This is a genomic window from Pseudonocardia sp. T1-2H (assembly GCF_038039215.1).
In the GTDB taxonomy this organism is placed as follows: domain Bacteria; phylum Actinomycetota; class Actinomycetes; order Mycobacteriales; family Pseudonocardiaceae; genus Pseudonocardia.
On record NZ_JBBPCL010000001.1, the window covers coordinates 262,168 to 287,800 of the forward strand.

Annotated in this window: 22 protein-coding genes and 2 pseudogenes; 11 read left to right on the top strand and 13 right to left on the bottom strand. The window is 72.1% G+C overall.

Annotation, left to right across the window (positions count from 1 at the left end; translation table 11 throughout):
• The first annotated feature begins 235 nt into the window (after nt 1–235).
• The 3 genes from WBK50_RS01360 to WBK50_RS01370 all read left to right on the top strand — a co-directional run bounded on the left by WBK50_RS01360 (nt 236) and on the right by WBK50_RS01370 (nt 2,356).
• A complete protein-coding gene (locus WBK50_RS01360; RefSeq protein ID WP_341333860.1) occupies nt 236–598 on the top strand; it encodes a DUF5313 family protein in 363 nt (120 codons plus the stop codon).
• Between the two features lie 618 nt (nt 599–1,216).
• Nucleotides 1,217–1,627 carry a histone-like nucleoid-structuring protein Lsr2 gene (locus tag WBK50_RS01365; RefSeq protein WP_445942202.1) on the top strand — a complete coding sequence of 137 codons (411 nt, stop codon included), beginning with the start codon at nt 1,217–1,219 and terminating at the stop codon, nt 1,625–1,627.
• Between the two features lie 579 nt (nt 1,628–2,206).
• Complete coding sequence (locus tag WBK50_RS01370; RefSeq protein ID WP_341339585.1) at nt 2,207–2,356, top strand: hypothetical protein; 150 nt, start codon at nt 2,207–2,209, stop codon at nt 2,354–2,356.
• Between the two features lie 5 nt (nt 2,357–2,361).
• Here WBK50_RS01370 and WBK50_RS01375 read toward each other — a convergent pair.
• A pseudogene (locus WBK50_RS01375) lies at nt 2,362–2,559 on the bottom strand (hypothetical protein); the annotation flags it as partial.
• Between the two features lie 114 nt (nt 2,560–2,673).
• Nucleotides 2,674–4,128, bottom strand: a complete 1,455-nt coding sequence (locus WBK50_RS01380) for a glutamate synthase subunit beta (RefSeq protein WP_341333862.1) — start codon at nt 4,126–4,128, stop codon at nt 2,674–2,676.
• Between the two features lie 490 nt (nt 4,129–4,618).
• Between WBK50_RS01380 and WBK50_RS01385 the strand changes: the two genes are divergently transcribed.
• A complete protein-coding gene (locus WBK50_RS01385; RefSeq protein WP_341333863.1) occupies nt 4,619–5,752 on the top strand; it encodes a DUF3500 domain-containing protein in 1,134 nt (377 codons plus the stop codon).
• A gap of 18 nt (nt 5,753–5,770) precedes the next feature.
• Here WBK50_RS01385 and WBK50_RS01390 read toward each other — a convergent pair whose 3' ends face one another.
• From WBK50_RS01390 to WBK50_RS01420, 7 genes are all read right to left on the bottom strand, one after another.
• Nucleotides 5,771–6,982, bottom strand: coding sequence for an MFS transporter (locus WBK50_RS01390; protein WP_341333864.1), 1,212 nt, complete (start codon nt 6,980–6,982; stop codon nt 5,771–5,773).
• Between the two features lie 2 nt (nt 6,983–6,984).
• Nucleotides 6,985–8,157, bottom strand: coding sequence for a vWA domain-containing protein (locus WBK50_RS01395; RefSeq protein ID WP_341333865.1), 1,173 nt, complete (start codon nt 8,155–8,157; stop codon nt 6,985–6,987).
• Nucleotides 8,154–9,017: an AAA family ATPase gene (locus WBK50_RS01400; protein WP_341333866.1), complete on the bottom strand. Its 864-nt coding sequence runs from the start codon at nt 9,015–9,017 to the stop codon at nt 8,154–8,156. The genes WBK50_RS01395 and WBK50_RS01400 overlap by 4 nt, the downstream gene beginning before the upstream one ends.
• A 73-nt stretch (nt 9,018–9,090) precedes the next feature.
• Entirely contained in the window at nt 9,091–11,511 is a 2,421-nt protein-coding gene (locus tag WBK50_RS01405; RefSeq protein WP_341333867.1) for a xanthine dehydrogenase family protein molybdopterin-binding subunit, read from the bottom strand.
• Between the two features lie 4 nt (nt 11,512–11,515).
• Nucleotides 11,516–12,067, bottom strand: coding sequence for a (2Fe-2S)-binding protein (locus WBK50_RS01410; protein ID WP_341333868.1), 552 nt, complete (start codon nt 12,065–12,067; stop codon nt 11,516–11,518).
• Nucleotides 12,064–12,951: an FAD binding domain-containing protein gene (locus WBK50_RS01415; RefSeq protein ID WP_341333869.1), complete on the bottom strand. Its 888-nt coding sequence runs from the start codon at nt 12,949–12,951 to the stop codon at nt 12,064–12,066. The genes WBK50_RS01410 and WBK50_RS01415 overlap by 4 nt, the downstream gene beginning before the upstream one ends.
• A 162-nt stretch (nt 12,952–13,113) precedes the next feature.
• Nucleotides 13,114–14,307 carry an FAD binding domain-containing protein gene (locus WBK50_RS01420; protein ID WP_341333870.1) on the bottom strand — a complete coding sequence of 398 codons (1,194 nt, stop codon included), beginning with the start codon at nt 14,305–14,307 and terminating at the stop codon, nt 13,114–13,116.
• Between the two features lie 120 nt (nt 14,308–14,427).
• On the opposite strand from WBK50_RS01420, the gene WBK50_RS01425 reads away from it, so the two are divergent.
• The 3 genes from WBK50_RS01425 (at nt 14,428) to WBK50_RS01435 (ending at nt 18,773) form a co-directional block, all read left to right on the top strand.
• A complete protein-coding gene (locus WBK50_RS01425) occupies nt 14,428–16,347 on the top strand; it encodes a helix-turn-helix domain-containing protein (RefSeq protein WP_341333871.1) in 1,920 nt (639 codons plus the stop codon).
• A gap of 323 nt (nt 16,348–16,670) precedes the next feature.
• Nucleotides 16,671–17,405, top strand: a complete 735-nt coding sequence (locus WBK50_RS01430; protein ID WP_341339249.1) for an ATP-binding cassette domain-containing protein — start codon at nt 16,671–16,673, stop codon at nt 17,403–17,405.
• A 663-nt stretch (nt 17,406–18,068) separates the two neighbouring features.
• The gene (locus WBK50_RS01435; RefSeq protein WP_341333872.1) at nt 18,069–18,773 is read left to right on the top strand and encodes a DUF2267 domain-containing protein; all 705 of its coding nucleotides are present in this window, start codon (nt 18,069–18,071) and stop codon (nt 18,771–18,773) included.
• A gap of 210 nt (nt 18,774–18,983) precedes the next feature.
• On the opposite strand, the gene WBK50_RS01440 is transcribed toward WBK50_RS01435, so the two are convergent.
• The 3 genes from WBK50_RS01440 to WBK50_RS01450 form a co-directional block, all read right to left on the bottom strand.
• Nucleotides 18,984–19,541, bottom strand: coding sequence for a type 1 glutamine amidotransferase domain-containing protein (locus tag WBK50_RS01440; protein WP_341333873.1), 558 nt, complete (start codon nt 19,539–19,541; stop codon nt 18,984–18,986).
• Nucleotides 19,542–19,775: 234 nt separating this feature from the next.
• Nucleotides 19,776–20,894, bottom strand: coding sequence for a nitric oxide synthase oxygenase (locus tag WBK50_RS01445; RefSeq protein WP_341339250.1), 1,119 nt, complete (start codon nt 20,892–20,894; stop codon nt 19,776–19,778).
• Between the two features lie 270 nt (nt 20,895–21,164).
• A complete protein-coding gene (locus WBK50_RS01450) occupies nt 21,165–21,653 on the bottom strand; it encodes a globin domain-containing protein (RefSeq protein WP_341333874.1) in 489 nt (162 codons plus the stop codon).
• Between the two features lie 296 nt (nt 21,654–21,949).
• On the opposite strand from WBK50_RS01450, the gene WBK50_RS01455 reads away from it, so the two are divergent.
• From WBK50_RS01455 to WBK50_RS01470, 4 genes and pseudogenes are all read left to right on the top strand, one after another.
• The gene (locus WBK50_RS01455) at nt 21,950–22,339 is read left to right on the top strand and encodes an STAS domain-containing protein (RefSeq protein WP_341333875.1); all 390 of its coding nucleotides are present in this window, start codon (nt 21,950–21,952) and stop codon (nt 22,337–22,339) included.
• Nucleotides 22,340–22,362: 23 nt separating this feature from the next.
• Nucleotides 22,363–23,914: pseudogene (locus WBK50_RS01460) on the top strand (PP2C family protein-serine/threonine phosphatase).
• Nucleotides 23,911–24,330: an ATP-binding protein gene (locus WBK50_RS01465; RefSeq protein WP_341333876.1), complete on the top strand. Its 420-nt coding sequence runs from the start codon at nt 23,911–23,913 to the stop codon at nt 24,328–24,330. Before WBK50_RS01460 ends, WBK50_RS01465 begins: the two are co-directional and overlap by 4 nt.
• Nucleotides 24,331–24,473: 143 nt before the next feature.
• The gene (locus WBK50_RS01470) at nt 24,474–25,013 is read left to right on the top strand and encodes a L,D-transpeptidase (protein ID WP_341339251.1); all 540 of its coding nucleotides are present in this window, start codon (nt 24,474–24,476) and stop codon (nt 25,011–25,013) included.
• A 16-nt stretch (nt 25,014–25,029) separates the two neighbouring features.
• Here the strand turns inward: WBK50_RS01470 and WBK50_RS01475 are convergent, their stop codons facing one another.
• Nucleotides 25,030–25,464 (bottom strand): VOC family protein, encoded by a 435-nt coding sequence (locus WBK50_RS01475; protein WP_341333877.1) that lies wholly within the window; start codon nt 25,462–25,464, stop codon nt 25,030–25,032.
• Between the last annotated feature and the right edge of the window lie 169 nt (nt 25,465–25,633).

Genomic DNA, 25,633 nt, shown 5'->3' on the forward strand with positions numbered 1-25,633 from the left:
CTGAGCGGGCGGGGTGCGGGGTCTGTTGCCGGGCGCGGGCGCCTCGACGAGATGTCCGGCGACCCCGTTGGGGGCGTAATCTGGTGTGGTCGGGACCACCGTGCACGTGGGCGGTCAGGGCTCGCGTTGTCGTCGACGGGAGTCCACGCCCGAGCGGTCGAATCGTCCCGGGGACCGGAGCACCGACATGAGGTCGGCACCTAGTACGCACAGTCCAGACTCACATGGCATCTCGATGGGATCGCCGCGGCGACCGGGCCCTCTTCGCTGGTTGTGGTACGCCGCCGGCGGTGCGCTGCCGTCGGCATATCGGGAGTGGGTGTGCTACGACGTCACCTGTCGCACCTGGCCGCTGCGTCACCTGCTGCGATTGCTTGTGCAGCTGGTGCCGGTCGCGGTCGTGTTGCTGGTGTTGATCCCGGGCCCGATGTGGGTCCGGGTGATGGCCGTGGTGAGCGGGTCGCTGGTCGGGCTCGCCTACTCCTTCGTGTTCCTCTACGAGGCCACCGAGCATCGGGCATGCAAGGCCGGCTATCCCCACGGCACCGCAGCACGTGTCCGCGCGGAGAGCCGCGCCGCGCGAAGAAGTCGGTCATGAACATCGCGCCTGCGATCGCAGACCCCCGCGGTCCCATCCGGCTACCGACACGAGCGGGCTCTGCAGGGCATCACTGCGGCTTGCACCGGGTGGGAGGCCCGTCGCCAGCGCCGACGAGGCGAAGAGTCTGACCTGTCGTGGGCGTACCGCCTCCGGGGTGACCGGGTCAGATGGGGGAGACGTTGTCGGCTTGAGGGGACCTTCTGGCCTCGGCTGGTATCGCCTGTGTGCTGGGTGCGGGGCCAGGCGCCGGCGTTCGCGGTCCCGGACGGCCTGAGGTAGCGCCCGCGAGTGGTGGCGTGGAAGGAACGGGCGTGGCGTGACCCTCGACTCCGGTCAGACACCGCGAGGAGGACCGATTCGGTCCGCATTGACGAGCGTTCGCGGCACCGGGATGAGTCCGACAACGCTCGACGAGGTCGCCGGGCAAGCGCGTCAGCATCAACAGCGGAAGCGTGGCACTGCCTATCGCCTTATGTCGTCCACGGAGCTCTGTGACGTTCAGCATCTGCTGAGCATCCAAAGCGTGTTGTGGGGCGGCAGTTCTCCGAACTCGTGGAGAATCAAGTCGTAAGCGAGGCTCCATGGACGGACGTGAGTATGGCTCAGATCACTGAGGTGAAACTGATCGACGACCTGGACGGCGGCGAGGCTGACGAGACGATCAGCTTCACGTTGGACGGTAAGGCTTTCGAGATCGACCTCAACGACGAGAACGCGGCCGGCCTTCGCGATGCGCTGGCTCCGTTCGTCGGTGCGGCTCGTCGTGCCGGCGGCACTGCGGCTGTATCGAGGACGAAGAGCTATGCGCGGTCGACACGAACGCGTCAGGAAACTGCTGAGATCCGGGAATGGGCGGCTGCCAACGGGCACTCCGTCTCCGCCCGCGGGCGGATCCCGTCTGCCGTGATCGAGGCCTACGAGAACCGGGGGAGCACGCCCGTTGCGGCTGCCAAGGTCGAGGCTCCGGTCTTCGAGGCCCCGGTCGTCAAGCCGAAGCGGCGAACGCGCAAGAAGGCCGACGCCTGATTCAGCCCCACGCAAGAAGGGCCAGAACCTCGGTTCTGGCCCTTCTTGCGTCTCAGTGCCGTTCCCGTTCCTCATCGTGGGTCCGTCGTCGCATCTGGTCGGATCGCGTCCGGACCCATGGAAGTCAGCCTCGATTTCAACTGGCGGGGCCTCGCAGCAGCGCCTGATGAGGACCGGGAGCGGCTGCCGTCCGCGCATTGGAAGAGCCACCGACCGCCGCTGCCTCGGTGAGAACACGATCGCTCTGCTCACCACACCGCCGCCTTCGGCGGCAGAGATAGCCACCGCTGAACCCAGCACAGCATGATCTGAATCGTAGAGACCCTCGCGGACCGAACTACACCGCCCGAGGGGACGCGACCGATCCACAATGGAGACAATGACTGCGGGTATGACTGCGAGTTCTGCTCGGCTGGGTGCATCACAGACACTGCAGCCAACGGCTGGTCGACGCTGAGCTGCAGAGGCATGCAGCAGGACGTGAAGCCATAGACCTGGACTCCGCGGTGCCGGGCTATGTCGGCTGCGGGGACTCGTCCGCGATCCCTCGGCCTCTGGTGACGTCCCCCGGAGTTCACCATGAGTACGGACTGCTGGGCCGCCCTACGCGGTGTGCTGAAGCAGTTGGCGTCGGGGTCCGGGTCAGAATTCGGATTCGGGTGGCGGCCGGTCGTCGTCCAGGTGACCGTGATCGATCCGGTCATGTTCGGGTGGATCGAGCAGATGTAGCTGTATGTCCCGGCCTTCGAGAATGTGTAGCTCCAGGTTTGACCCTGGCTCAGGGTGGGCGAGTGAAGGGCTACCTCCCTGCAGATGTTGGACCTCCAGGTGGGAATCTCGCCGACACATGAGGCCGGGTTGTTCTGCCGCGTTCTACGGCGGCAGGAACAGCTTGCTCGGTCGATCAGACGTTCTTGCGACCGCCGGGGCACCCGGGGTTGTCTCGTGGTTGCCGCCCGTATCCAGCGGAGCCGCCCGAACCAACACTCACATCACCCCGGCCCGGGTGACACAACCGGTGCAGGGCGAGGGGCCCCCGACCGGCGCTAGGCGATCGGGCTGTCGGTGGGCTCGATCGGGCGGGGCAGGACGTCACGCCCGGTGAGGTAGGCGTCGACGGCAGCCGCAGCGGCGCGGCCCTCCGCTATCGCCCACACGATGAGCGACTGACCGCGGCCCATGTCGCCGGCGACGAAGATGCCCTCGACACCGGACATGAAGTTCTCATCACGTGCGACGTTGCCGTGCTCGTCGAACTGGACGCCCAGCTCGGCGAGAAGCCTGCTGCGCTCGGCGCCGAGGAACCCTAGAGCCAGCAGGGCGAGCTGTGTGGGGATCACCCGTGCCGTCGCGGCCGTCGGGTGGAACCGTTTGCGGTCGTCGCGGAATCCCTCGGCGATCCTGATCGCCCGCAGCCTGCCGTCCGCGTCGCCGAGGAACTCGAGGGTGTCCGTGCTGAACAGGCGCGCACCGCCCTCCTCATGCGCGGGTGCTGTCCGGTAGATCGCGGGGTAGGTGGGCCACGGCATGTCCGCGGTGCGCTGCTCGGGCGGGTGAGGTCGGATGTCGACGTGCACGACCGACCGTGCCCCCTGGCGGTGGACGGTGCCCAGGCAGTCGGTTCCCGTGTCGCCCCCTCCGATGATGGCGACCTCCTTGCCCATGGCGGTGATCGGCGAGACCTCCACGTCGCCTTCTTGCACCCGGTTGGCCCAGGTCAGGTACTCCATCGCCGGGTGGACGCCGTCGAGCGCGCGACCCGGTACGGACAGCTCCCGCCTGATGGTGGCGCCGCAGGCCAGGACCACGGCGTCGGATCGGGCTCGGAGCTCCTCGACGGAGGGGTCGACGCCGGCCTCCGCCGCGGCCCGGAAGGTGGTGCCCTCGGCGCGCATCTGCTCGAGTCGGCGGTCGAGCCGGCGCTTCTGCATCTTGAACTCGGGGATCCCGTAGCGCAGCAGCCCGCCGAACCGGTCGGCCCGCTCGTAGACGATCACCTCGTGGCCGACCCGGGTGAGCTGCTGGGCGGCCGCGAGCCCGGCCGGGCCGGACCCGACGATGGCGACCGTACGGCCCGTCCGTGCCGTCGGCGGGAGCGGCGCCACCCACCCCTGCTCCCAGGCGTGGTCGATGATCTGCAGCTCGACCTGCTTGATCGTGACCGGGTCGTTGTTGATCGCCAGCACGCACGACGCCTCGCAGGGTGCCGGGCACAGCACGCCGGTGAACTCCGGGAAGTTGTTCGTGGCGTGCAGCCGTTCGAGCGCCCGGCGCCACTCGGCACGCCGGACCAGGTCGTTCCACTCCGGGATGAAGTTGCCCAGCGGACAGGCCTCGTGGCAGAACGGGATGCCGCAGTCCATGCACCGACCGGCCTGCTTACGCAGCCGGGCCGCCGGCATCGGCTCGTGAACCTCACCCCAGTCGCGCAACCGCAGGGGGACGGGTCGACGCCGCGGGTTCTCGCGGGAGGTTCCGAGAAATCCCCAAGGGTCGCCCACGGCCGCTCTCCGATCGGCACCGATCGCCTCCGCACCGGTCGGAACACGGTCCACCCCCCCGGCGCCCCACGGCAAGAGCGCGGGGCGAGATGCAGCTGATTTCGCGAGGTCGCCCGGTCCCCGTGGTGCCGGTGGCGGGACGAGGTGCTGACCTTCCGGCCGGCGCCCCATCCCGTCCCGGACGAGCGGCCGGCCCGGCGGAAGCGCAGCGCGACGGCCAGCCCGATCACGGCGAGCGCAATCGCGATCCCGCCGAGGCAGCGGGCCGTGGTGTCGGCGGGCGCTGGTGTTCGCGGGCTCGGGAGCCGCCGCGCTCATGCCCGAGATGCCGCCGGTGGGGCGGGGGTGAGGTCGAGCACGGGCGCCGGGGGTCTGGCCGGCGGGGCCGGCCCGGCCTGGGCTTTCCGCCCGGGGTAGGCCACCGAGGTGAGCTCTGGCTGTCCGACACACGGCCGGTTCCGGGGCTCGGATTTCACTAGGCTCGGTCGCTGTGAACGACTCCCCCGCCCGGGCCGCAGGCGACAGGGCCGCCGCGGCCGCCGCGGCCTGGCTCGCCGCCCTCGACGACGACCAGCGCACCGCGGCGGCCTGGCCATGGCCGTCCGACGACGAGCGCCACCGCTGGTACTACACGCCCACCGACCACGGCGGTCTCGCGCTGACGGACATGCGTCCGGCTCAGCGAGGCCTGGCCATGCAGCTCGTCGCCACCGGGCTCTCCCGCGCCGGCTACGGCACCGTGTCGACGATCATGGGCCTGGAGAACGTCCTCGACCTCGTCGAGGGCTTCCAGGTCGACTGGGGCCGCGAGCGCGGCCGCGACCCTCAGATGTACTGGATGCGGGTGTTCGGCGAGCCGGGCGGCGACGCGCCCTGGTCGTGGCGCTTCGGCGGCCACCACATCTCGCTCAACGTGCTCGTCGTCGACGGCGAGGTGCAGGCCAGCACGCCCTGCTTCCTCGGCGCCGACCCGGCCTCGTCACCGCTGCTCGGCCCGCACCCGCTGCGCCCCCTGGGCGGCGTCGAGGACCTCGCCCGCGACCTGGTGCGCTCGCTCGACGAGGAGCAGGCGGCGCACGCGTTGATCAGCGGCGTCGCGCCCACCGACATCGTGGGGGGCAACCGCTCGCGCATCGGCGACGGCGACCTGATGATGCGGCTGCCCGACATCTGGCGCGGATACTTCGCCGAGGCCCGCCTCGCCGACCGGGTGGAGGCCATGCACCAGGGCGCCGAGGAGAAGGCCGGAGCGAGCCCGGAGCACCACGAGGCCGTGCGGCTGACCGGGGTCCCGAAGGGCGTCCCCGCGTCGGACCTGACCGCGGGCCAACAGGACCAGCTGCGCGCCCTGCTCGGCCTCTACCTCGGCCGGATCCCCGACGAGCTCGCCGAGCGCGAGGCCGCGAAGTTCGCCGGCGACCGGCTCCACGGCGTGCACCTGGCGTGGGCGGGCAGCACCGAACCGGGACGACCGCACTACTACCGTCTGCAGGGCCCGCGGCTGCTCGTCGAGTACGACAACACCCAGCGCGATGTGAACCACGTGCACTCGGTGTGGCGCGACCCGGAGAACGACTTCGGGTACGACGTGCTGGCGCAGCATCGCGCCCGGCACCACAGCTGAAGGATCAGGACCTGCGGGTCAGGGCCGGGCGCGCCGCAGTGCGCGCCCGGTCGACACCGCGACCACCGCGGCCAGCGCCGCGTAGGCGGTGAGGACGACCGGCAGCGCCGCGTACCGGCTGGCGGCGCCCAGGCCGAGCACCGGCAGCGTCAGCCCGAGGTAGGCGGCCAGGAACAGCCCGGCCAGCACCTCGGCACGGTTCTGCGGGGCGGCGGTCGCGGCGACCACGCGCACCGCGCCGGCGAACATCAGCCCGGCTCCGGCGCCGACGGCGACCTCCCCGGCCAGGAAGAGCGGCAGCGACGGCCACCACGTGGCGGCCACCACGACCGCCAGCCCGAGCGGGACGGCCACGGTGCCGAGCAGACCCGCCCACCGCCCGGCCGGATCCCGCACGAGCGCCTGCACCAGCGCAGCGGTGCCGAAGGTGGCCGTCGTGGAGAGCCCGCCGAGGGTGTGCGACGCCGAGCCGAGCGTGCCCCGGATGAACGCCGACCCCAGCGCGGCGAACAACCCGAACAGCGCGAAGGCCACGATGGCCGCCAGGGCGGCCACCGCGAACTGCCGGCGCAGCTCCGGAGGCACCGCCGCCCGCTGAGGCCGGTACGACGGCCGCGGGTCGGGCCGCCGGACGGTCTCGGGCACCAGCGCGAGCAGGGCGGCCACGGCCACCAGCACCACCAGGTGGACGACGTAGGACAGGTGCAGCGGCCACGGCGCGAGATCGGCCAGCAGCCCCGCGAGGAACGGCCCGAACCCGAGGCCCCCCAGGTTCGCCGCGGTACCGACCACGGCCGCCCGTCGCCCGCCCCGGCCCGGCCGTCCCGCGGCGTCCAGCTCGGCGAGGGCGGCCACCCCCGTGGAGGTGATCATCCCGACCGCGACGCCGGAGAGCACCCGGGCCGACAGCAGGCCCGGCAGCTGCGGCCAGACGGTGAACACCGCCGCCGACGCCACCGCCGTCACCACCGCGGCGAGCAGCAGCCGGCGCCTGCCCAGCTGGTCCGACAGGTGTCCGAGCAGGAAGAGGCTGACGATCACACCCACCGCGTAGGCGGCGAACACCACCGTCACGACGGCGGCGGAGAAGCCGTAGCGTTCCTGGTAGAGGGGGTAGAGCGGGGACGGCGCGGTGCCCAGCGACATGACCGCGGTGAAGGCGACGGCGACGATCCAGAAGCCGACTTCAGTCCGCCGTGCCGGGCGGTCGCGCTCCGGACGTTCGAGCACGGCTAGGCCGCCCGGCGACGGGTCAGCGCGGCGCACATGGCCTCGAAGCTCACCAGGTTGTGGCCGGGGAGGAAGACGTCGACGTGCGGCAGCGCGGCCGCCATCCCGCGCTGCAGCGGCCGGTACCGCGGGTCGCCCTTGAGCGGGTTGAGCCAGAGCACCCGGTGCGCCCGGCGCGACAGCTCCGCCATCGCGGTTCCGAGCGTCTCCGGCGCGTCGCGGTCGAGCCCGTCGGAGCACATCACGACCAGCGCGCCACGCACGGCGGCGTGTCGGCCGAACCGGTCGACGAGGTCGCGCACCGAGGTGCCGAGCAAGGTGCCGCCGTCCCAGTCGTCGACCTCGCGGCCGATGCGGCGCAGCGCGGCGTCGACCGAAGCACGGCGCAACGACTCGGTGATCCGCGTGAGGTGGACGCCGGCGGTGAACACCTCGACGCGGTGCCCGGCGTGCAGCATCGCGTGGCCGAACCGCAGCAGTGCGAGCGCGTAGGGCCCCATCGACCCGGACACGTCGATCACCAGCGTCAGGGGGCGCTCGCGGAACGGCACGCGGCGCCGCGGCAGCCGCATCGGCTCGCCGTCGGTGCGCAGCGACGACCGCAGCAGCCCACGCACGTCCAGGTGCGGCCCGCTCGGGGCCGGCCTGCGGCGGCGGCCCCGGCGGCGCGGCAGCTCGGGGCGCAGGTCCCGGATCAGCGCGGCGGCGCGGCGGCGCTCGTCGGCGTCCATGTGCGCGAACGACTTCGTCTTGAGCACCTGGACGTCGCTCGGCACGATCCTGGCCTCGTCGGCCTGCTCGTCCTCCGGGCCCGCGGGCTGGGCGCTCGGGGTGCCCGGGACGTCCGACTCGCGGTCCGGCGCCGTGAGCGGGACCGCGCGCGGCGCCGGCAGGCCGTCGTCGTCCTGCGACGGCGGGCCGAAGAACTCCACGAACGCCGCGGTGTAGATCGGGTACTGCTCGCGCTGGTTCGCCAGCACCACGCGTCCGGCCCAGTAGAGCTCGCGCAGGCCGACCCGCCCGAGCAGGTGCAGCGCGGAGTAGAGCGCCGTCGTCTGCTCCGGGCCGATGGCCAGGCCCCGGCGGCGCAGCAGCGCGGCGAACTCCACGCAGGTGCGCCCGGTCACCTCGACCGGATCGGTCAGGGGCTCGGCGCTCCCGAGTTCGGCGCTCACGAGCCGGGGGAGACCACGAGGTCGATCTTGTCCGCCACCAGCTGCTGGTCGTCGACGTCCTTGACCAGCGCGCTCAAGGTGGCGGCGGCGATCTCCGGAGAGAGGGTGGAGACCCCGACCATGTGCAGCGCGCCGGCCCAGTCGATCGACTCCCCCACACCGGGCGCGTTGCCCAGGCCGAGCCCGCGGATCCGGTGCACCGCGCCGGCGATCTGTCGGGCCAACGCCTCGGGGACCTCCGGGGCCCGCACCCGCAGGATCTCGAACTCGCGCTCGGCGTCGGGGTGGGCGACCCAGTGGTAGAGGCAGCGACGGCGCAGCGCGTTGTGCAGGTCGCGGGTGCGGTTGGACGTCAGCACCACCAGCGGCGGGGACGGCGCGACGACCCGGCCCACCTCGGGGATGGTCACCGCGAAGTCCGAGAGCAGCTCGAGCAGGAACGCCTCGAACTCGTCGTCGGCGCGGTCGAGCTCGTCGATGAGCAGCACGGCGCGGTCGCCCGCCTCCAGCGCCTCGAGCAGCGGGCGGGAGAGCAGGTAGTCACGGGTGAACACGTCGGCGGCCCGCGCGTCCTGCGACCCGCGGACGGCCAGCAGCTGCCGGCCGTAGTGCCAGTCGTAGAGCGCCTGGCTGGTGTCGATGCCCTCGTAGCACTGCAGACGGATGAGGTCGCGGCCCAGCAGCTCGGCGAGCGCCTTGGCGATCTCGGTCTTGCCCACGCCGTTCTCGCCCTCGAGCAGCAGCGGGCGGTTCAGGCCCAGCGCGAGGTAGGTCGCCATGGACAGGGCGTCGTCGGCGAGGTAGCCGACGTCACCGAGCCGCTCCTTCAGCTCGCCGGGCGAGGTGAACGGGTGCTGCATCTGTGTCCTTAACTTGGTTCGACCCGGCCCCGGACGGAGGGGCCGTCCGGGGCCGGGTCGCGATCGGTGCGCGCTATCCGCGCGCGATGGAGGCCTGCACCGTGGCCACGATGTCAGCCGGCTTCACCGGCAGCTCGCGGACCCGCATGCCGTACTCCCGCAGGGCGTCGTCGATGGCCGCGGAGACCACGGACGGCGTGACCATGCGGCCGCCCTCACCGCCGCCCTTGATGCCGTACTCGGTGAACGGCGACGGGGTCTCGACGTGCCCGAGCCGGAACGGCGGGACCTCGTTGGCCGTCGGGACCAGGTAGTCCAGGAACGTCGAGGACTTGAACTGTCCCTCGTCGTCGTAGGCCAGCTCCTCGTACAGGGTCGACCCGAGGCCCTGCGCCGCGCCGCCGGTGACGTGGCCGCCCAGGCTCTTCGGGTTGACCATCGTGCCGGCGTCGTGCACCGCCACGTAGTCGAGGAAGGACGTCCGCCCGGTGTCCGGGTCGACCTCCATCACCGCGATGTGGCAGGCGTGGCCCATGATCGGGTAGAAGACACCCAGATCGGAGCGGTCCGCTGCGGGCAGCGTCGTGTACGGGTGGTCGTAGGTGAAGCTCTCCTCCAGCCCGCTCTCCATGCCGGGCGGCATGTTGAGCGCGAAGAAGTACGCCGTCGAGGCCAGCTCGGCCAGGCTCAGCGACTTCTCCGGAGCACCCGTGACCTGGACGCGGGCGTCGACCAGCTCCAGGTCCTCGGGGGCGACCTCGAGGGTGTGCGCGGCGATGTCGACGAGCTTGCGCTGCAGCTTGCGCGACGCGCCCCGCACGGCACCGGCGAGCATCACCGTGTACCGGCTACCACCCGGACCGGTGCCCGGAAGCGCGCGGGCGGTGTCGGCGTAGCTGACGTTGACGGTCTCCGGCTCGATGCCGAACTCCTCGGCCAGCACCGTGGTGCCCACCGTCTCGGGGCTGTTGCCCCACATCGACTGGCAGTGCAGCAGGAGCTGGAACTGTCCCGTCGGGTCGATCGTGACCGTCGCGCTCTCGGGGCTCGAGGTGAGCGGGAAGTCGGGGTTGTCGTTCAGGGCCCAGAACTCGGTCGCGCTGAAGACGCTGCGCTCCTGGGTGGTGGCCAGGCCGATACCGATGTAGCGGCCCTCCTCCTCGCGCAGCCGCTTCTGCTCCTTGCGCCAGTGCTCCAGATCGATCATCCCGAGCGCCTTGTCCAGCACCGCCGGGTAGTTCCCGCTGTCGTAGACGTTGCCGCCCGGGATCTTGTACGGGAACTGGTCGTTCTGGATGAAGTTGCGGCGCCGGATCTCCTCGGGCGCGAGACCGAGCTCGGCCGCCGCCTTGTCGATCAGCCGCTCCAGCACCCAGTTGTGCACCTCGGAGCCGAAGCCGCGGTAGGCGCCCTGCTGGCACTTGTTGGTGAGCACCGCGCGCAGGTGGTACTTCACGTTCCGGAACCCGTACGGACCGACGATCTGCGAGAACGCGTTGCCGTGGGTACCGACGCCGAACTGCATGTAGGCGCCGTAGTCGTCGACCACGTCGACGTCGAGGCCGGTGATGATGCCCTCGGACGTGAAGCCCATCTTCGCGTCGTAGTAGCGGTCCGACGCGTGGTGGTCGGAGTTCATCAGGTGGTCGAGCCGGTCCTCGACGTAGGACACCGGGCGGCCCGTGCGCAGCGCCAGGAAACCGGCCAGCGTCGGCACCTTGTGCGCGGTGAACTTGCTGCCGAAGCTGCCACCGGCCGGGACCGGGTTCATCGTCAGCCGGTTCGACGGCAGCTTCAGCGCTCCTGCGATGAGGAACGAGAAGTAGCTGAAGTTCAGCGAGTTGCAGAAGATCTCCAGCACGCCGTTGAGCCCGGGCCGGGCGACGGCGCCGGAGGTCTCCATCGGCATGCCCGCCGAGCGCCCCCAGTGCAGGGTGTCCTCCACGACCAGGTCGGCGCCGGAGAACGCCTCGGCCACCTCACCGAACTCGAAGGTCCGCTCGTAGCCGATGTTGCTGCCGTGCCCCTCGTGCAGCAGCGCAGCGCCCGGCTCCATCGCGGCCACCGGGTTGGTCACCGCGGGCAGGTCGTCGAACTCGACCTCCAGCAGCTCCACCGCGTCCTCGGCGATGTACCGGCTCTCCGCGATGACCGCGGCCACGGCCTCACCGACGTAGCGGACCTTGTCCACCGCCAGCGGGAACTGGGGGATCGACGACGGGCCGAAGTTCATGCACGGGTTCATGTGCGCCTTGCAGTCCTCGCCCGTGACCACGGCGACGACACCCGGCAGCTTCAACGCCTCCGTGGCGTCGATGGAGCGGATCGTGGCGTGCGGGACCGGGCTGCGCAGGATCGCGGCGTGCAGCAGGCCGGGGAGCTTCAGGTCGGCGATGTAACCCCCACGGCCGACCAGCAGGCGCGGGTCCTCGACGCGCTTGCGGTCGGCGCCGATGTACTTGTACTGGGGCTTCTCGTTCTCGACGGTCGTCATCGCGTCAGGCCCCCTTCGCCTCGTCGCCTGCGGTGCCGCAGCCTCCGGAGGCTCCGCAACGGAGCTTCCGGCCGGCGTTCTGGACCGCGTTGATGATGTTCTGGTAGCCGGTGCAACGGCAGAGGATCCCGGAGATCTCGTCGCGGACCTCGTCGTCGCTGCGCTCCTGGCCGTCGGCGAGGATCTCCTTGGTACGCAGCACCATCGCCGGCGTACAGAACCCGCACTGCAGGCCCTGCTCCTCGGCGAACGCCTCCTGGATCGGGTGCAGGTTGTTCTGGTCCGCGGACAGGCTCTCGACGGTCTCGACCTCGTGGCCGACGGCCTGCACGGCGAGCATCAGGCAGGACCGGACGGACCCGCCGTCGAGCAGCACGGTGCAGCATCCGCAGACGCCGTGCTCGCAGCCCAGGTGCACGCTGACCAGGTCGAGGTCGTCGCGCAGGAAGTCGGCGAGCGTGAGCCGGGTGGGCACCTCGCGAGTGACCTCGCGCCCGTTGACCCGCAGCGTCACGGTCCGGGTGTCGGTGTCGTACTTGTTCTCCGTGCTGGTCACGACCCGTTCCTCTCGACAGCGGCGGCGTTCTCGACCGCAGCGGTGATCGCACGCTTCACCACGGTGACGGCGAGGTGCCTGCGGTAGGCGCCGGTGGCGTGCATGTCGTCGGCGGAGCTGACGGTGTCGCCGATCGCGGCGGCGGCAGCGGCGATGTTCTCCGCGGTGGCGGCCTGGCCGATCAGCGCGTCCTGCACCACGGTGGCCCGCACCGGGGTCGCGGCGATGCCGGCGACACCGACGGCGACCGAGGTGAACCGGCGCTCGGCGTCGAGGGCCACGACGGCCGCCGAGGCCGCGAGGGCGAAGTCGCCCTGCCGGCGGGCGTGCTCCACGAACGCGGAGCCGGACGCGGCCGGCGTGACCGGGAAGCGGACCGCGACCACGAGCTCGTCGGGAGCGCAGCAGTTGGTCATGAAGCCCTCGAAGAAGTCGCGGGCCGCGACCTCACGGCGCCCGGCGGTCCCGTGCAGGACGACGGTGGCGTCGAGCGTGACGGCGGCGCACGGCAGCTCGGCGGCCGCGTCGGCGTGCGCGATGCTGCCACCCACCGTGCCGCGGTGGCGGTTCTCGATGTGCCCGATGAAGGGAATCGCCAGGCCCAGCAGCGGGACGGCGGCGGCGACGGCCGGGTCGCTCTCCAGCACCGACTGCCGGACGCCCGCGCCGACCTCGAGGACGTCGCCGTCCCGGGTGATCTGCTGCAGAGCGGCGACCCGGTTGATGTCGATGAGGACGTCGGGGTTGGCCAGCCGCATGTTGAGCATCGGCATGAGGCTCTGCCCGCCGGCCAGGACCAGCGAGTCGTGGCCGTAGCGGCTCTTGAGCGCTACCGCCTCCTCGACCGAGTCGGGGTCGCAATACATGAACTTCGGAGGCTTCATCGCCCGTCCTGCCTGTCCGTGGAGGAGATCATCGTGTTACTGCCGGTCGCGGGGGCCGGCGACCGGAGATCTGGACCGACCCTACGCCGAGACTCCGGCCGTTCCGCTGTGTGGGTACACAGTTGTGACGCGTTCAGATGTGGTTTCACCCATCGGCCCGCGTCACTGGTCCGGGCCGTACAGCCCGAACCGCAGCGAGCGGTCCGCGGGATCCGCCGTGTTGTCGACCTGGTACTTGAGGCCCATCTCGCGCACCCGCCGTACCAGGCTGCGCCCCAGCTCCAACCGCCCGGGTTCCCATTTCGCCAGTGCCGTCTCGACGTCGCCGTCGGCGCTGCGCAGCGCGTCGGCCAGCGCCCAGGCGTCGGCGGCAGCCTTCGCCGTACCGGCCGCGGCGTGCGGCCGCGCCGCGAACGCGCCGTCGCCCATCAGCGCCACGCGCCCGAACGCCATCCGCGGCACCTCGATGTCGAGCACCGGCTGGATGAACGGCTCCGCGGTGCGCGTCACGAGCTCGGCTGCGGCCGGGGGCAGCTGCTCCTGCGCTGCGGCGCGCAGCTCGGCGACGAAGCGGTCCTGGACCTGGCCCGGGTGCACCGACACCGGCGACGGGAAGCCGCGCTTGTCGGTGAGCAGCTCGTCGAGCTGCGGCCCCTCGGGCACGTTGCGGTACCAGACGTAGTTGAGCTCGCGCTCCCCCACGGCCCGCCCGCCGTCCTTGCCCGGGATCGGGTACATGCAGATGTGCGTGTTCGGTGCGACCGCGTAGGCCAGCGAGTCGCTCAGCAGGGCGTGCGTCGACGCGCTCACCTCGGTCTCGGGCACCGTGCCGCGCCAGCCCACGTACCCGGAGTACCGCGGAGTCACCTCGGGCAGCAGCCGGCGCCGGCCCGTGGAGGAGATGCCGTCGGCGAAGACCACGAGGTCGGCGCGCTCCTGCCGCCCGCTGACGAACCGCAGGTCCACCCCGTCCGCGTCCTGGTCCAGGCCTGCGCAGTGCTCGCCGAGGTGGTAGCGCTCGGTGCCGAAGTCGCCCAGCAGGGCCTTGTACGTCGTGGTCCACGACGTGAAGCGCCACGTGCTCGGCTCGTCGAAGACGATCTCGTCGCCCGCGCCGATGTAGCGCAGGTGCGACGAGCCGGTGCTCACCTTGTCGACGGCACTGGTGCCCCCGTGCTCGCGGAACCACCGGACGGTGTCGGGCTGCAGCACGATCCCCGCGCCGCGCCCGTCGAGCAGCTCGGGGGATCGCTCGAACACGTCCACCTGCATGCCCAGCTCGCGCAGCACGAGTGCGGCGGTCAACCCGCCCATCGAGCCGCCGACCACAATGGCGCGTGGCTGGTCGTCGGTCATAGCACTCCCTCTCGATCCTGGTTCCGCCGAGCCTCGCCGACGGCGGCGACAGGGACACTGTGTCGAGAGCTAGCAGATGTCGATTTCACTGTGTATCGACACAGTGGCAGTCTACGCGTCATGACGACCGAGACTCGGCACGACGAGGTGCGCCGCTGGCTGGCCGGCGTCGGCACCATCGCCGCCGCGGTGAACGCCCCGGTGGAGCTGCCGGCGCTGCTGGACCTGATCGCACGCACCGCCTGCGAGCTCACCGGGTACGAGGCCGCCGGGGTGCTGCTGGCCGACGACGCCGAGCACGCGCTGGTCATCTCCGGCGCGCACGGGCTGACGACCGAGTACGTGGCGAGGGTGAACGCCGAGCACACGATCGAGCTCGGGTCCGGCCCGCTGAGCTCGGGACCGTCGAGCCGCGCCTTCCGCACGGCCGAGCCGGTCGCGATCTCCGATCTCGCCGCCGATCCCTCGTTCGACCCGTGGGCCGGGCTCGCTCGCGAGCACGGCTACCGCGCCATCGTCGCCGTGCCGCTGCTCGTCGGCAGCAGGCCGGCGGGCACGGTGAACTGCTACCGCACCGGGGTGCACCATTTCGGCCCCGACGAGATCGACCTGCTCAAGACCTTGGCCAACCAGGCCGGCATCGCGCTGGAGACGGCGCGGCTGCGCGACCGTGAACGCCGCACGATCGACGACCTCGAACAGCTCAACCAGTCGTTGACCGCCCAGCACCGGCTGCTGGAGCAGGCCGAGCAGATCCACCGCGAACTCACCGCGGTGGCGCTGCGCGCCGGCGGCGTGCAGGCCGTCGCGGACGCGCTGGCCCGGCTGCTGGCCCGGCCCGTCCTCGTCGCCGACCCGGCGGGCCAGCCGCTGGCCAACGCCCAGCACCGGGGGGTGCTGCTCGATCCGGCGCCGATCGCCACGGCGGGCGACACGGCGGAGGAGGCGACCTCACCGCTGCGCGACTCCACCACCGGCGAGCTGATGACGGCGCCGGTGGTGCTCGGCGACGAGCTCGTCGCCCGGCTGTGGATCGCCGGCCGGGTGTCCGGGTTGGGCCCGCTGGACCGGCGCGCGGTGGAGCACGCCGCCGTCGTCTGCGGGTTGGAGCTGTTGCGCCAGCGCACCGCGCTGGAAGTGGAGTGGCGGCTGCGCGGCGACGTCCTGTCCGACCTGCTGGGCGGCGGCGACTCGGCGGGGCTGGGCGCGCGGGCGGAGTCCCTCGGCCACGACCTCACCCGTCCGCACTCGGTGCTGGTCGTCAAGGCGGACCGCCCCGGGGGGCAGGTGCAGCAGGGAGCCGGGCCGAGCGACGTCCGGCGCCTGCTGGGCATCGCCCAGGTGACCGCGGACGGCTCGGGACCGCGGCCGCTCGTCACGAGCTGGGGTGACTACGTGGTGGTGCTCTGGCCGGAGGGCAGGCCGGGGCCGCGGGCCGCGGACGCGGCCGAGGCCATCCGGCAGGCCGCCCAGCGGGCGCTCGGTGGCGGCACCGCGTCGGCCGTGGTGGGACGGTGCTGCATCGCGCTGTCCGACTACGCCTCGGCGTTCCGGATCGCGCGCGGCGCGCTCGAGCTCGCGCAGCTGCGCGGCAGGACCAACCGGACCTCGACGGTGCCCGACCTCGGCGTCTACGGACTGCTGCTGCAGCTGGAGGACCCGCGCGAGCTGGTCCGCTTCGCCGACGGCGTGCTCGCACCCCTTCACCACTACGACGAGCGCAAGGACCTCTCGCTGGTGGCCACCCTGCGCACCTACCTGGAGCAGGGCATGAGTACCAGCCGCACCGCGGCGGCGCTGTTCGTGCACCCGAACACCGTCGGGCTGCGGCTGCGGCGCATCGAGGAGCTGATCGGCGTGCGGCTGGCCGACCCGGGGGCCCTGTTGCATGTCAAGGCGGCGTTCATGGCAGAGGACGTGACGGGATCCGCCTGGGGCTCCTCCTCACCCGCGCCCGATGGAGGGCCGCTGCCGGGTGCCGCACGAGCATCGGCGTCGGGAGTCGACCGGGCGCGTGGCGAGCGAGGCAGGAAGACCTGAGGGAACCGGGTGGTGCAGGCGGCGTTGATGCTGCGCTGCGGGAGCGTGACCGGTCCAGTAGGAGGCCACCCGCCTTCTTGGTCGTTCGCTGAGCAGGAGGCGGGCAGCACTCGGCGAGACTCGCCGTGACGGTTCTTCGTGAAGTCAGCCCGGACAGCACGCCCAGCCGGTCGGATGCCGCGCGCCTCGATCCGAGACCGACCAAAACCGGAACGTCCGCCGCCGGAGCATCAGCTGGATAGCCGGACCGAGACATTGGCTGCTGGCGGGTACGTGTGGAGTCCAGCTGACCGGGATCGCAGTTGGGCGGCGTCCGCAACGCCATGTGCCCACTCGAAGACAAATCTCGACCCCAGGGCTACCGCACCCGGGTCGGACAACGCGGCCGGCTGCTCTCCAGCGGGCAGCGCCAACGTATCGCCATCGCCCGGACCATGATCCGCGACGCCCCCGTCTTGCTACTCGACGAACCCACGACGAGCCTGGACGCCGAGGCCGGCCGACGCATCCTCGCCCCACTGCGGAGGCTCATGAACGGGCGCGCGACGATCCTGATCTCCCACGACCTGCGCACCGTCGCCGACGCCGAGCAGATCCTCTACCTCGACCACGGGCGCATCACCGAAACCGGTACCCACACAACTGCTCGCCCGCAACGACCGCTACACCCACCTCTACCGCCTCCACCAGCCCGCGGACACGGGGACCTGAGAGGGGACCGGCCGACCGGCGCGGTCAGCCCGTCGGCGCAGCCACCGGACCGGCCGGTCGTGACCAATTCACTCGGTCGCGTGAGGACGTCCGGGTCGGTCTTGTTCCTGGCTCCTATCGGGCTACGCGGTCGATCAGGAGTTGGGTTGCATCGGCGACCGGTAGGGCGGCCGTTCGCGTCGGCTGCTGGAGACCGCGGCGCGACCGTGAGGCGCACGCTGCAGGATCCGTCGAGGTCGGCGCGCCCGGTTCGCTTCTATCGGCAGAACACCGATACGCACATCTGCGCAGAGCGCGTTGACGGGCGATGTGAGGCGCTGGACCCTGGCGCGTCTCATCCCGGCTGACCGGCTCGTGTCCGGCGCAGCGCCTTCGCCGCTCGCGCTCGGCGCGAGAGGAGCCACCGACCCGGGCGCACCGAGATCGCGGGGAGCCACCGCTCATGGACACCGCCACGGACGTCGAGACCCTGCGCCAGGGCGTCGAGAAGATCGAGCCCGTCCTGCGGGAGAACGGACCGGTGGCCGGGCAGATCCGCCGGCTCCCGGAGGCCTCGGTGAACGCGCTGCGCGAAGCCGGGCTCTACCGGATGTGGACCCCGAAGGCCCTCGGCGGGCTCGAGATCGACCCGGTGAGCGGAATCGACCTCGTGGAGAGGATCGCCTGTTCACTCCCGCCGCACTGGGTACCGCAGCGCCCGGCAGCCGGATCCGCAGGATCCTCGGCGCTGCCGGCGCCCTGCTGGCCGGCGGACGCGGCCCCTTCCGCCTCGCCCAGTTCCGCCCCGCGGTGCCGCTCGGCGGGATGCGGACCGGGACCGGGACCGGGAGCGCCTCGTCGCCGACCTTCGCGCCTTGCCCGACGCCCCGGCGGACGTGGAGTACCTGCCCGGGTAGCGACCGCTCGCCTCGACCGGACGGTGGAGGAGCGGCAGCCGCGGCGACCGTCCGTGCGACCCGCGCAGCGCCCGGCGAACGTGTCGGCAGGTGGCGGGCGGGTACCCGCCGGATGTGACGACTTACACAACATTGATCGACGGAGTCAGGCGTCGCACCGGTCTGTCCGACACGGACGAGGCGCGCGACGCGACGGCCGCGGTGCTGACCGCCGTGGGCGAGCGGCTCGGTGACGCCGAACGGGCGGACTACGCGGCGGCACTGCCGGGTCTGCTGGGCGAGCGGGTCGTCGAGGACGCCGAGCCCGATGCGTACCCGGGAGTCTCCCCGGAGCCGCAGCAGCTCTCGGCCGAGGTCGCACGCCGCACCCGCCACTCGCCGGAGCGCGGCCGGGAGATCGCGGAGCAGGTCCTCGCCGAGCTGACCGCGGAGGCTCCGGACCTGGCGGAGCGGCTGCGCCCCCAGCTTCCGGCCGGACTGGCGGCCCTCCTCGTGCCGGCGCCGGTCCCCGACGCCGCGGTGGCCGGGCACCCGAGGCGGATCCTGCCCGACGAGCTGGGCACCCGGTTGCGCGAGCTCGAGGACTGGTCCGGTGACTGCCATCGCATCACCCGCACGGTGCTGCTCCCGCAGGAGCGGATCGAACCCCTGCGTAAGCGCGTGGACCGGGCGGAGCAGGAGCTCGGCCACCACGTCCGGGTCGAGCCGGTCGAGGGCGGCGTCCGGTTCGTCGCCTGGACGAAGTCGATCGACGCGGTCACCGAGATGGACATCGACCTCGCCGCGCGCATCGACACCGCGGTGGCGGAAGTGCCCTAGGCGAGCCGCGGCCCGGAGCGCGCCGCCCGGTCCCTGCCACCGCCGCAGGGACCGGGCTCACGAGGTCGTCCGGGCCCTCGCCCCCGGCCGACCGGCCCGTGGTCGCCGAGGAACACCTCAACGCCAGCGTGCGGTACGCCGCGGCGAGACGCTCGGCGCCGCAGTCGGTCACCACGAGGGTCGATCGTCCGGCCGCCGACGGCCGGCCTCCTAACGGGACACCCCGGCGCCGGCGAACTGCTCGACGATCGCCGCGCAGAAGGCGGGCAGGTCCGCGGGGGAGCGGCTGGTGGTGAACTGGCCGTCGATGACGACCTCCTCGTCGACGACCTCCGCGCCGGCGTTGCGCAGGTCCGTCCGCAGGCTCGGCCACGACGTGAGCCGGTGACCGCGGACGACGTCGGCCTCGACGAGCGTCCAGGGGCCGTGGCAGATGGCCGCGACCGGCTTCCCGGTGGCCACGAACGACTTGACGAAGTTGACGGCGTCCTGGTTCCACCGCAGCGTGTCGGGGTTGACCGTGCCGCCGGGCAGGAGCAGGGCGTCGTACTCGTCGACGGATGCGTCGGTGACCTGCCGGTCGACCGAGAACGTTCCCGCCGAGACCAGGTCGAACTGCCGGGCCTGGATCTCGCCGGGGTGGATCGACAGCAGGTCGCTGGCCGCGCCCGCGCCGTAGAGGGCGCCACGGGGTTGTTCGAGCTCCACCCGTTCCACCCCGTCGGTGGCGAGTATCGCGATCCGGGTGCCGTCGAGTCCGCGAGCCATGCGTTCCTCCCGAGAAGTGCGGTGCACGTACTCGTTGCACCGTCGCATCGCTGGGAGATCGTCTCGACGGCCCTGGAGGACGAGATGATCCTGCGCACCTGACCTTCCAGGCCCATGCCGGCGGGGAGGACCGCCCGGTTCTCCGCATGATCACGACAGCGGGGAGGCCGGGTGACGGTCGCTGCCGACGGGCGATGTGCGAACGTCAGATCGAGGGTGACGGTGGAAGCGCCGTCAGCTGTCAACCGGAAGGTAGGCCGGCCTCGTGTCCGCTCGGGGCTCGTCGTAGTAGCGGTGGAACACCGGGGTGGTGCTGGCGGACATCGGGGGGACGATCCAGCTCCAGTCGGCCGGGCAGCGCCGGCCCGCCCGCTCCTCCCGGTGCAGGTGGGTGAGGAAGCGCTCGGACTCCGTGTGGTGGTCGGCCATGGTGACGCCGGCCTGGTCGAACGAGTGGTGCACGGCCCGGACCAGCTCGACCAGGGCCCGGTCCTTCCACATCGTCCGGGCCGACGTGGTGTCGAGGCCGAGGCGGGCCGCGACGGTCGGGAGCATGTCGTAGCGGTCGGCGTCGGCGAGGTTGCGCGCCCCGACCTCGGTGCCCACGTAGTAGCCGTTGAACGGAGCCGCGGGGTAGCGCACCCCACCGATCTCCAGCGGCATGTTGCTGATCGCCGGCACGGCGTGCCAGCGCAGGCCGAGCTCGGCGAACCACGGGTACTCGGGGTGGCTGATCGGGACCTCGAGCACGGCGTCCCGTGGCACGTCGTACCGGGACGTGGCCCCGTTCCCGTCGGTGACGAGGAGGGGGAGGACGTCGAAGGGCCCGGGCGGGCTCGGGCGGTCCCAGCCCAGGGCGACGGCTCTGGTCGTGAGGTCGACGGAGCGGGGATCGCCGAGGACGCCGCCGTCGGGCCGCCGGTAGCCGGCGTAGCGGATGAGCTGCTCGTTGACGATCCGGGGGCCGGGCCGGCCGGGCCGGTCGGGGGCGAAGACCGTGATCGTCGACCGGATCCGGCCGCCGCGGGTGGACTCCCGCAGGTGGGCGATGCTCTCGGCGGCGACGTCGGAGGGGACGGACAGGCTGCGGCGGTCGCGGATGTGCAGGCTGTTCCAGTACAGACGGCCGATGCAGCGGGCCGCGTTGCGCCAGGCGACCCGGGCGCCGAAGGTCAGCTCGGCGAGCGTGTGCTCGTAGGTGCCCGTCTCGTCGATCTCGGCCCGCACCGCGTGGACGCGCTCGTCGTACGCGGTGGGGGAGCCGATCTCGGAGTGGAACTGGCGCAGGAAGTCCTCGGCGGCGGCGAACTCGACCGGCTCGTCCCGTCCGCCGCCGCCCGGTACGCCGGTCACGGGGCATCGCGCGGCGGGCGGGCCGAGAGGCGTCCGAGGTGACGACGGCTGCCGGGGCACGACGGCCTCGTCGGTCCGGTGCACAGCCTCGTCGGTCCGGTGCACAGGGGTGCCGGCCAGGGTGGTCACTGCTCTCCTCCGGGTTCAGGGGGCAACCGCGCAAGGTCGCCGCCCGTCGGCCGGGCGCGCGAACTCGTTCCCGCGGGCGCGGAACGGCGTGTGTGGCGGGCGAGCCCGGGGCTCGCGACATCTCGGTCGGACGGGCCGTGGCTACGGCCGGCCGCGGCGGCCCTCGTCGGGGTCCGTGCGGGGCCTGGGCAGCGCGGACGCGAGCCTCTCGACGGGGGCGTCGGCCATGGCGGCCCGGGCGCCGGCGCACATGTGCATGCTCACCCACTGGCACAGGGCGATCCACGCCGAGCTCAGGTAGCTGCTGTACTCCAACCCGGCGACGTCTCGCACCGCGCGGGTGAGGGCGTGGGCGACGTAGACGTAGTGCGCGGGCTCCACCTGGTGGCGGACGTAGTGGTCGGTGCCCATCCGGTAGAGCAGCACCTCGAGGTCGGCGGTGTCCGCCGTCGACAGCTGCGCGATGGCCGCCAGCAGCATGTCGGTCATCTTCTGCATCTGGTCGGTCATGTCGGCCGCGAACATCGGCCGGAGCCACGGCGCCATCTCGAACAGGTGCCCGTAGAACACCTCGGCCAGCAGTACCGGCCGCTCCGCCACCGCCAGGCAGGACTTCTGCACGGCGTCCATCACCTCCGGTGACGGGCGTCCCGCGGGCCAACTCTCGGGGCTCCGCTCCTGTTGAAGCGGGTCCGGTCCGGAGTGCATGACCAACGAACTGCCTTTCCTCGAACCCATAAATCGTCGAACCGGCGAGAAGAGTGAGCGCGCCAGCACTCCGGATATCGAACCTGCCGGGCCCCACGTTTCATTGATCGAGATCACGAGTTGGAGCGACCGGCCGTGCAGTGCGGCCGACGGAGAAGAGTTGCCGGACCGCCCGGGGCGACGTGCCGTCTCCGGGCGATGCATGCAGGATGTGTCGCATGGCGCAGACTGACCCGTCGATCGGTGACGCTGCGTTCCACGCGGCCGAGAGCGCGGCAGGTTCGGTGGCGATGACGGAGTCGGACGCCGCGGTGATCCTGACGGTGACAGGGGCGCTGGACCTCGCGCTCGCACCGAAGCTGCAGCACCTGTTCGAGCGGGCGGCGCGCCTGCGGCCCGCCGTCGTGGTCATCGACCTCTCGGGCCTGGACTTCCTCGCCTCGGCGGGCATGGCGGTGCTGGTGCGGGCGCACAGGCAGGTCCCCAGGGGCACCGAGCTGCGCGTCGTCGCCGAGGGCCGGCGCACGCTGCGACCGCTGGAGCTGACTCGGCTGACCGACGAGCTGTCGGTGTTCCCCACCCTCTCCGCGGCATTGGCCGGCGGATGAGCCGTGCGGCCGAGCGGGAGGAGATGGTCGACGCGCTGCGTCGTGCCCTCGCCGACGGCAGCGGGAAACCCGGCACGGTCGGCGTCCGGAGTCTCGGACGCGGGGAGACGTCGTCGCTGCTGCCCGGCGAGCGGGACGGGCTCGCCGTGGTGGTCCCGGACGACGCCGCGCTCGCCGAGTTGCTGCCCGGCCTGACGGTGGCCGCCGCGGTCGCGGTCGTCGACGGGGAGACCTCCACGCTCGTGTTCACGACATCTCCCGTCACCCGCCTGCAGGCGGTTCTGGCGTCGGCGGTCGGGGTGGCGACGGCCGGCCTGGACGCCTCGGTGCGGCGGCTGCGCGCGGAGGCGGGGGTGATCGACGTTCTGCAGTCGGTCGGCCGGGAGCTCACCGCCCAGCTGGACATCGACCGGGTCGTGCAGGACGCCACGGACACCGCGACGACGGTGACCGGCGCCGCGTTCGGCGCGTTCTTCTACAACCTGATCAACCAGTTCGGCGAGTCCTACACCCTGTACACGCTCTCCGGCGCACCTCGCGAGGCGTTCTCCCGGTTCCCGATGCCGCGGAACACCGAGGTGTTCGCGCCGACGTTCGACGGCGCCGGGACCATGCGCAGCGACGACATCGTCAGCGACGCCCGCTTCGGCCGCAACGCGCCCTACTACGGGATGCCCGAGGGACACCTGCCGGTCCACAGCTACCTCGCGGTGCCGGTCCTCAGCCCGACCACCGGCGAGGTGCTCGGCGGGTTCTTCTTCGGGCACCCGGAGACGGGGCGGTTCACCGAGCGGCACCAGTCGCTGGCCGAGGGCATCGCCGGTTACGCCGCGATCGCGCTCGACAACGCCCGCCTGTTCGAGCGGGAGCGGAACTTCGCCACCGAGCTGTCCCGGAGCATGCTCCCGGTCGTGCCCGACGTATCGGGCCTGGACATCGTCGCCCGGTACCTGCCGGCGGCGACGGGGATCAAGGTCGGGGGCGACTGGTTCGACGTGATCGAGCTGGCGTCGGGTGCGACGGCGTTCGTGATCGGCGACGTCGTCGGCCACGGTGTCACGGCCGCCACGGTCATGGGCCAGGTCCGTACCGCGATCCGCTCGTACGCCCTGCTGGAAGCCCCCGACGGAGGTGCTCCGCAATGTCTCGCAGCTCGCCGCCGGCCTGCCCGATGCGAGTTTCGTCACCTGCTTCTACGCGGTCCATGCGCCGGACGGCTCGCTCACCTACGCCAACGCGGGGCACCTCCCCGCGATCCTGAGGCGCCCGGGCGGCCGGCTCGAGCAGATCGGTGAGGCCATGGCCCAGCCGCTGGGGATCGGACGCGAGTTCCCCGAACAGCGCACCGAATTCCCCCGCGGCGCCGATCTCGTGCTCTACACCGACGGCCTGGTCGAGAGCCGCACCCGCGACCTGACCCAGGGGATCGACTGGCTCCTCGAGGCACTGGCCACGATGACGGGGCGGGTCACCGGCGCCGCCTGCGACCAGCTGATCCTGCAGCTGACCGGCGGCCACCACGACGACGACATCGCCCTGCTCTATGTGCACCACGACAGCGGCGGCCGACGATGACCGACGGCTCCGCGCACGACGCCCGGCAGCAGGAGTTCCACCGCCGGGTCCCCGCCGATCCCGAGCAGCTGGTCGGGCTACGCCGCGCCCTGACGCAATGGGTCGGCACCCTCGGTATCGCCCCCGAGCAGCAGGACGACGTGATCCTGGCCAGCTACGAAGCGATGGCCAACGCCGCCGAGCACGGTTACCGCGACAGCGCCGGCGGTCCGGTCGAGGTCCGTGCCGTGCACCGGGACCACAGCGTGACCGTGACCGTGACCGACTTCGGGACGTGGAAGCAGCCGGACCCGGACGACACCTATCGCGGGCGCGGGTTGCCGCTGATCGAGACCCTGTCCGACACCAGCGCCACGGCCCATCGCGCCGACGGCACCACCGTCACCATGAGCTGGAACCTCCGGCCGGACCTCTAGGGACTCCGTTCGGCGACCTCGCCGCCCGTCGAACCCGTGACCCGTGACCCGCAACCTCTGCCGCCCACGGGCGTTCTCCAGGTAGGAGTTCGACCGCGGCCGCCGGTGGCGCCGCGTGACGGTGAGGAGCGGGACGCGTGGGGATGCGGCTCAGGGGCAGGTCGGCGGCCGCGGTGGGGACAGGGGTGTTCCTCCTGGTCAGCGCGGTACTGGCGGGGGAGGCGTGGGCCGACAGCCCGGCCGCGCAGGCCGCCCGCGCGCAGCCGCTCGTACCGGACACACCCTGCTCGGTCAGCGCGAAGTCGTGCGTCGACCTCGATTCGCAGCGGGCCTGGTTGATCCAGGACGGGAACGTCATCCGGGGCCCGGTCGCCATCGCCTCCGGCGGCAACGGCGAGGAGACCCCGGTCGGCCACTCGCTGCGCGTGTACCGCAAGGAGAAGGACCACGTCAGCCAGGAGTCCCGGCTGCCCAACGGAGACCCCGCCCCGATGCCGTGGTCGGTGTTCTTCGAGGACGGCGGGATCGCGTTCCACAGCGGAAGCCCGACCCGCTCGTCGGCCGGCTGCATCCATCTCGAGCCGGCCGACGCAGAGGCCTGGTTCGACTACCTGCAGATCGGCGACCAGATCCAGGTCGTGAAGGCGTCCGAGGAACAGGCGGCCCGCGCCCAGCAGAAGTGAGCGCCGTCGTGGCGCTCTAGGCCTCCCGGACCTCCGCGACGAACAGGCAGAACGGGTGTCCCGCCGGGTCCGTGTAGACCCGCAACGGTTCCTCGGGGTCGTCCGCCCGGTCCCGCAGCAGCGACGCGCCGAGCTCGAGCGCCCGGACGTGCTGGCGGTCCAGGTCCACGACGGACGGGACGGCCAGGTCGAGGTGGAGCATCTGCGGGTGCGGCCCGTCCGGCCAGCTGACCGCGGGCAGCTCCGCCACCTGCTGGAACGCGAGCTGCGGGCCGCCCTGGGCGTTCCGCAGGACCAGCCAGTCCCGACCCCGCGGATCAGGCTCGCCGGGCGCCGGCGGCTCGTCACCCGACCGGTAGTTCAGCCCCAGCAGCTTGCGGTAGAACTCGGCGAGGGCACGTGCGTCGGTGCAGTCCAGGACGGTCTGGCGCAGCACGGGTAGGCCGGTCACGTGCGCCCGCCCAGGGCCTGGTTCCCGCGGGTCCCCGGGAGGTCGAGCGTGCTCCGGTCGGCCCTCCTCCGCTGTGTACTCATCCTCGTCATGGTGCCCCTGTCCGCCGGGTCACGCCGGTTACGGATCCGTCCGGCAGGTCCGGGGCAGGAACGCCCAGCGATGCTCG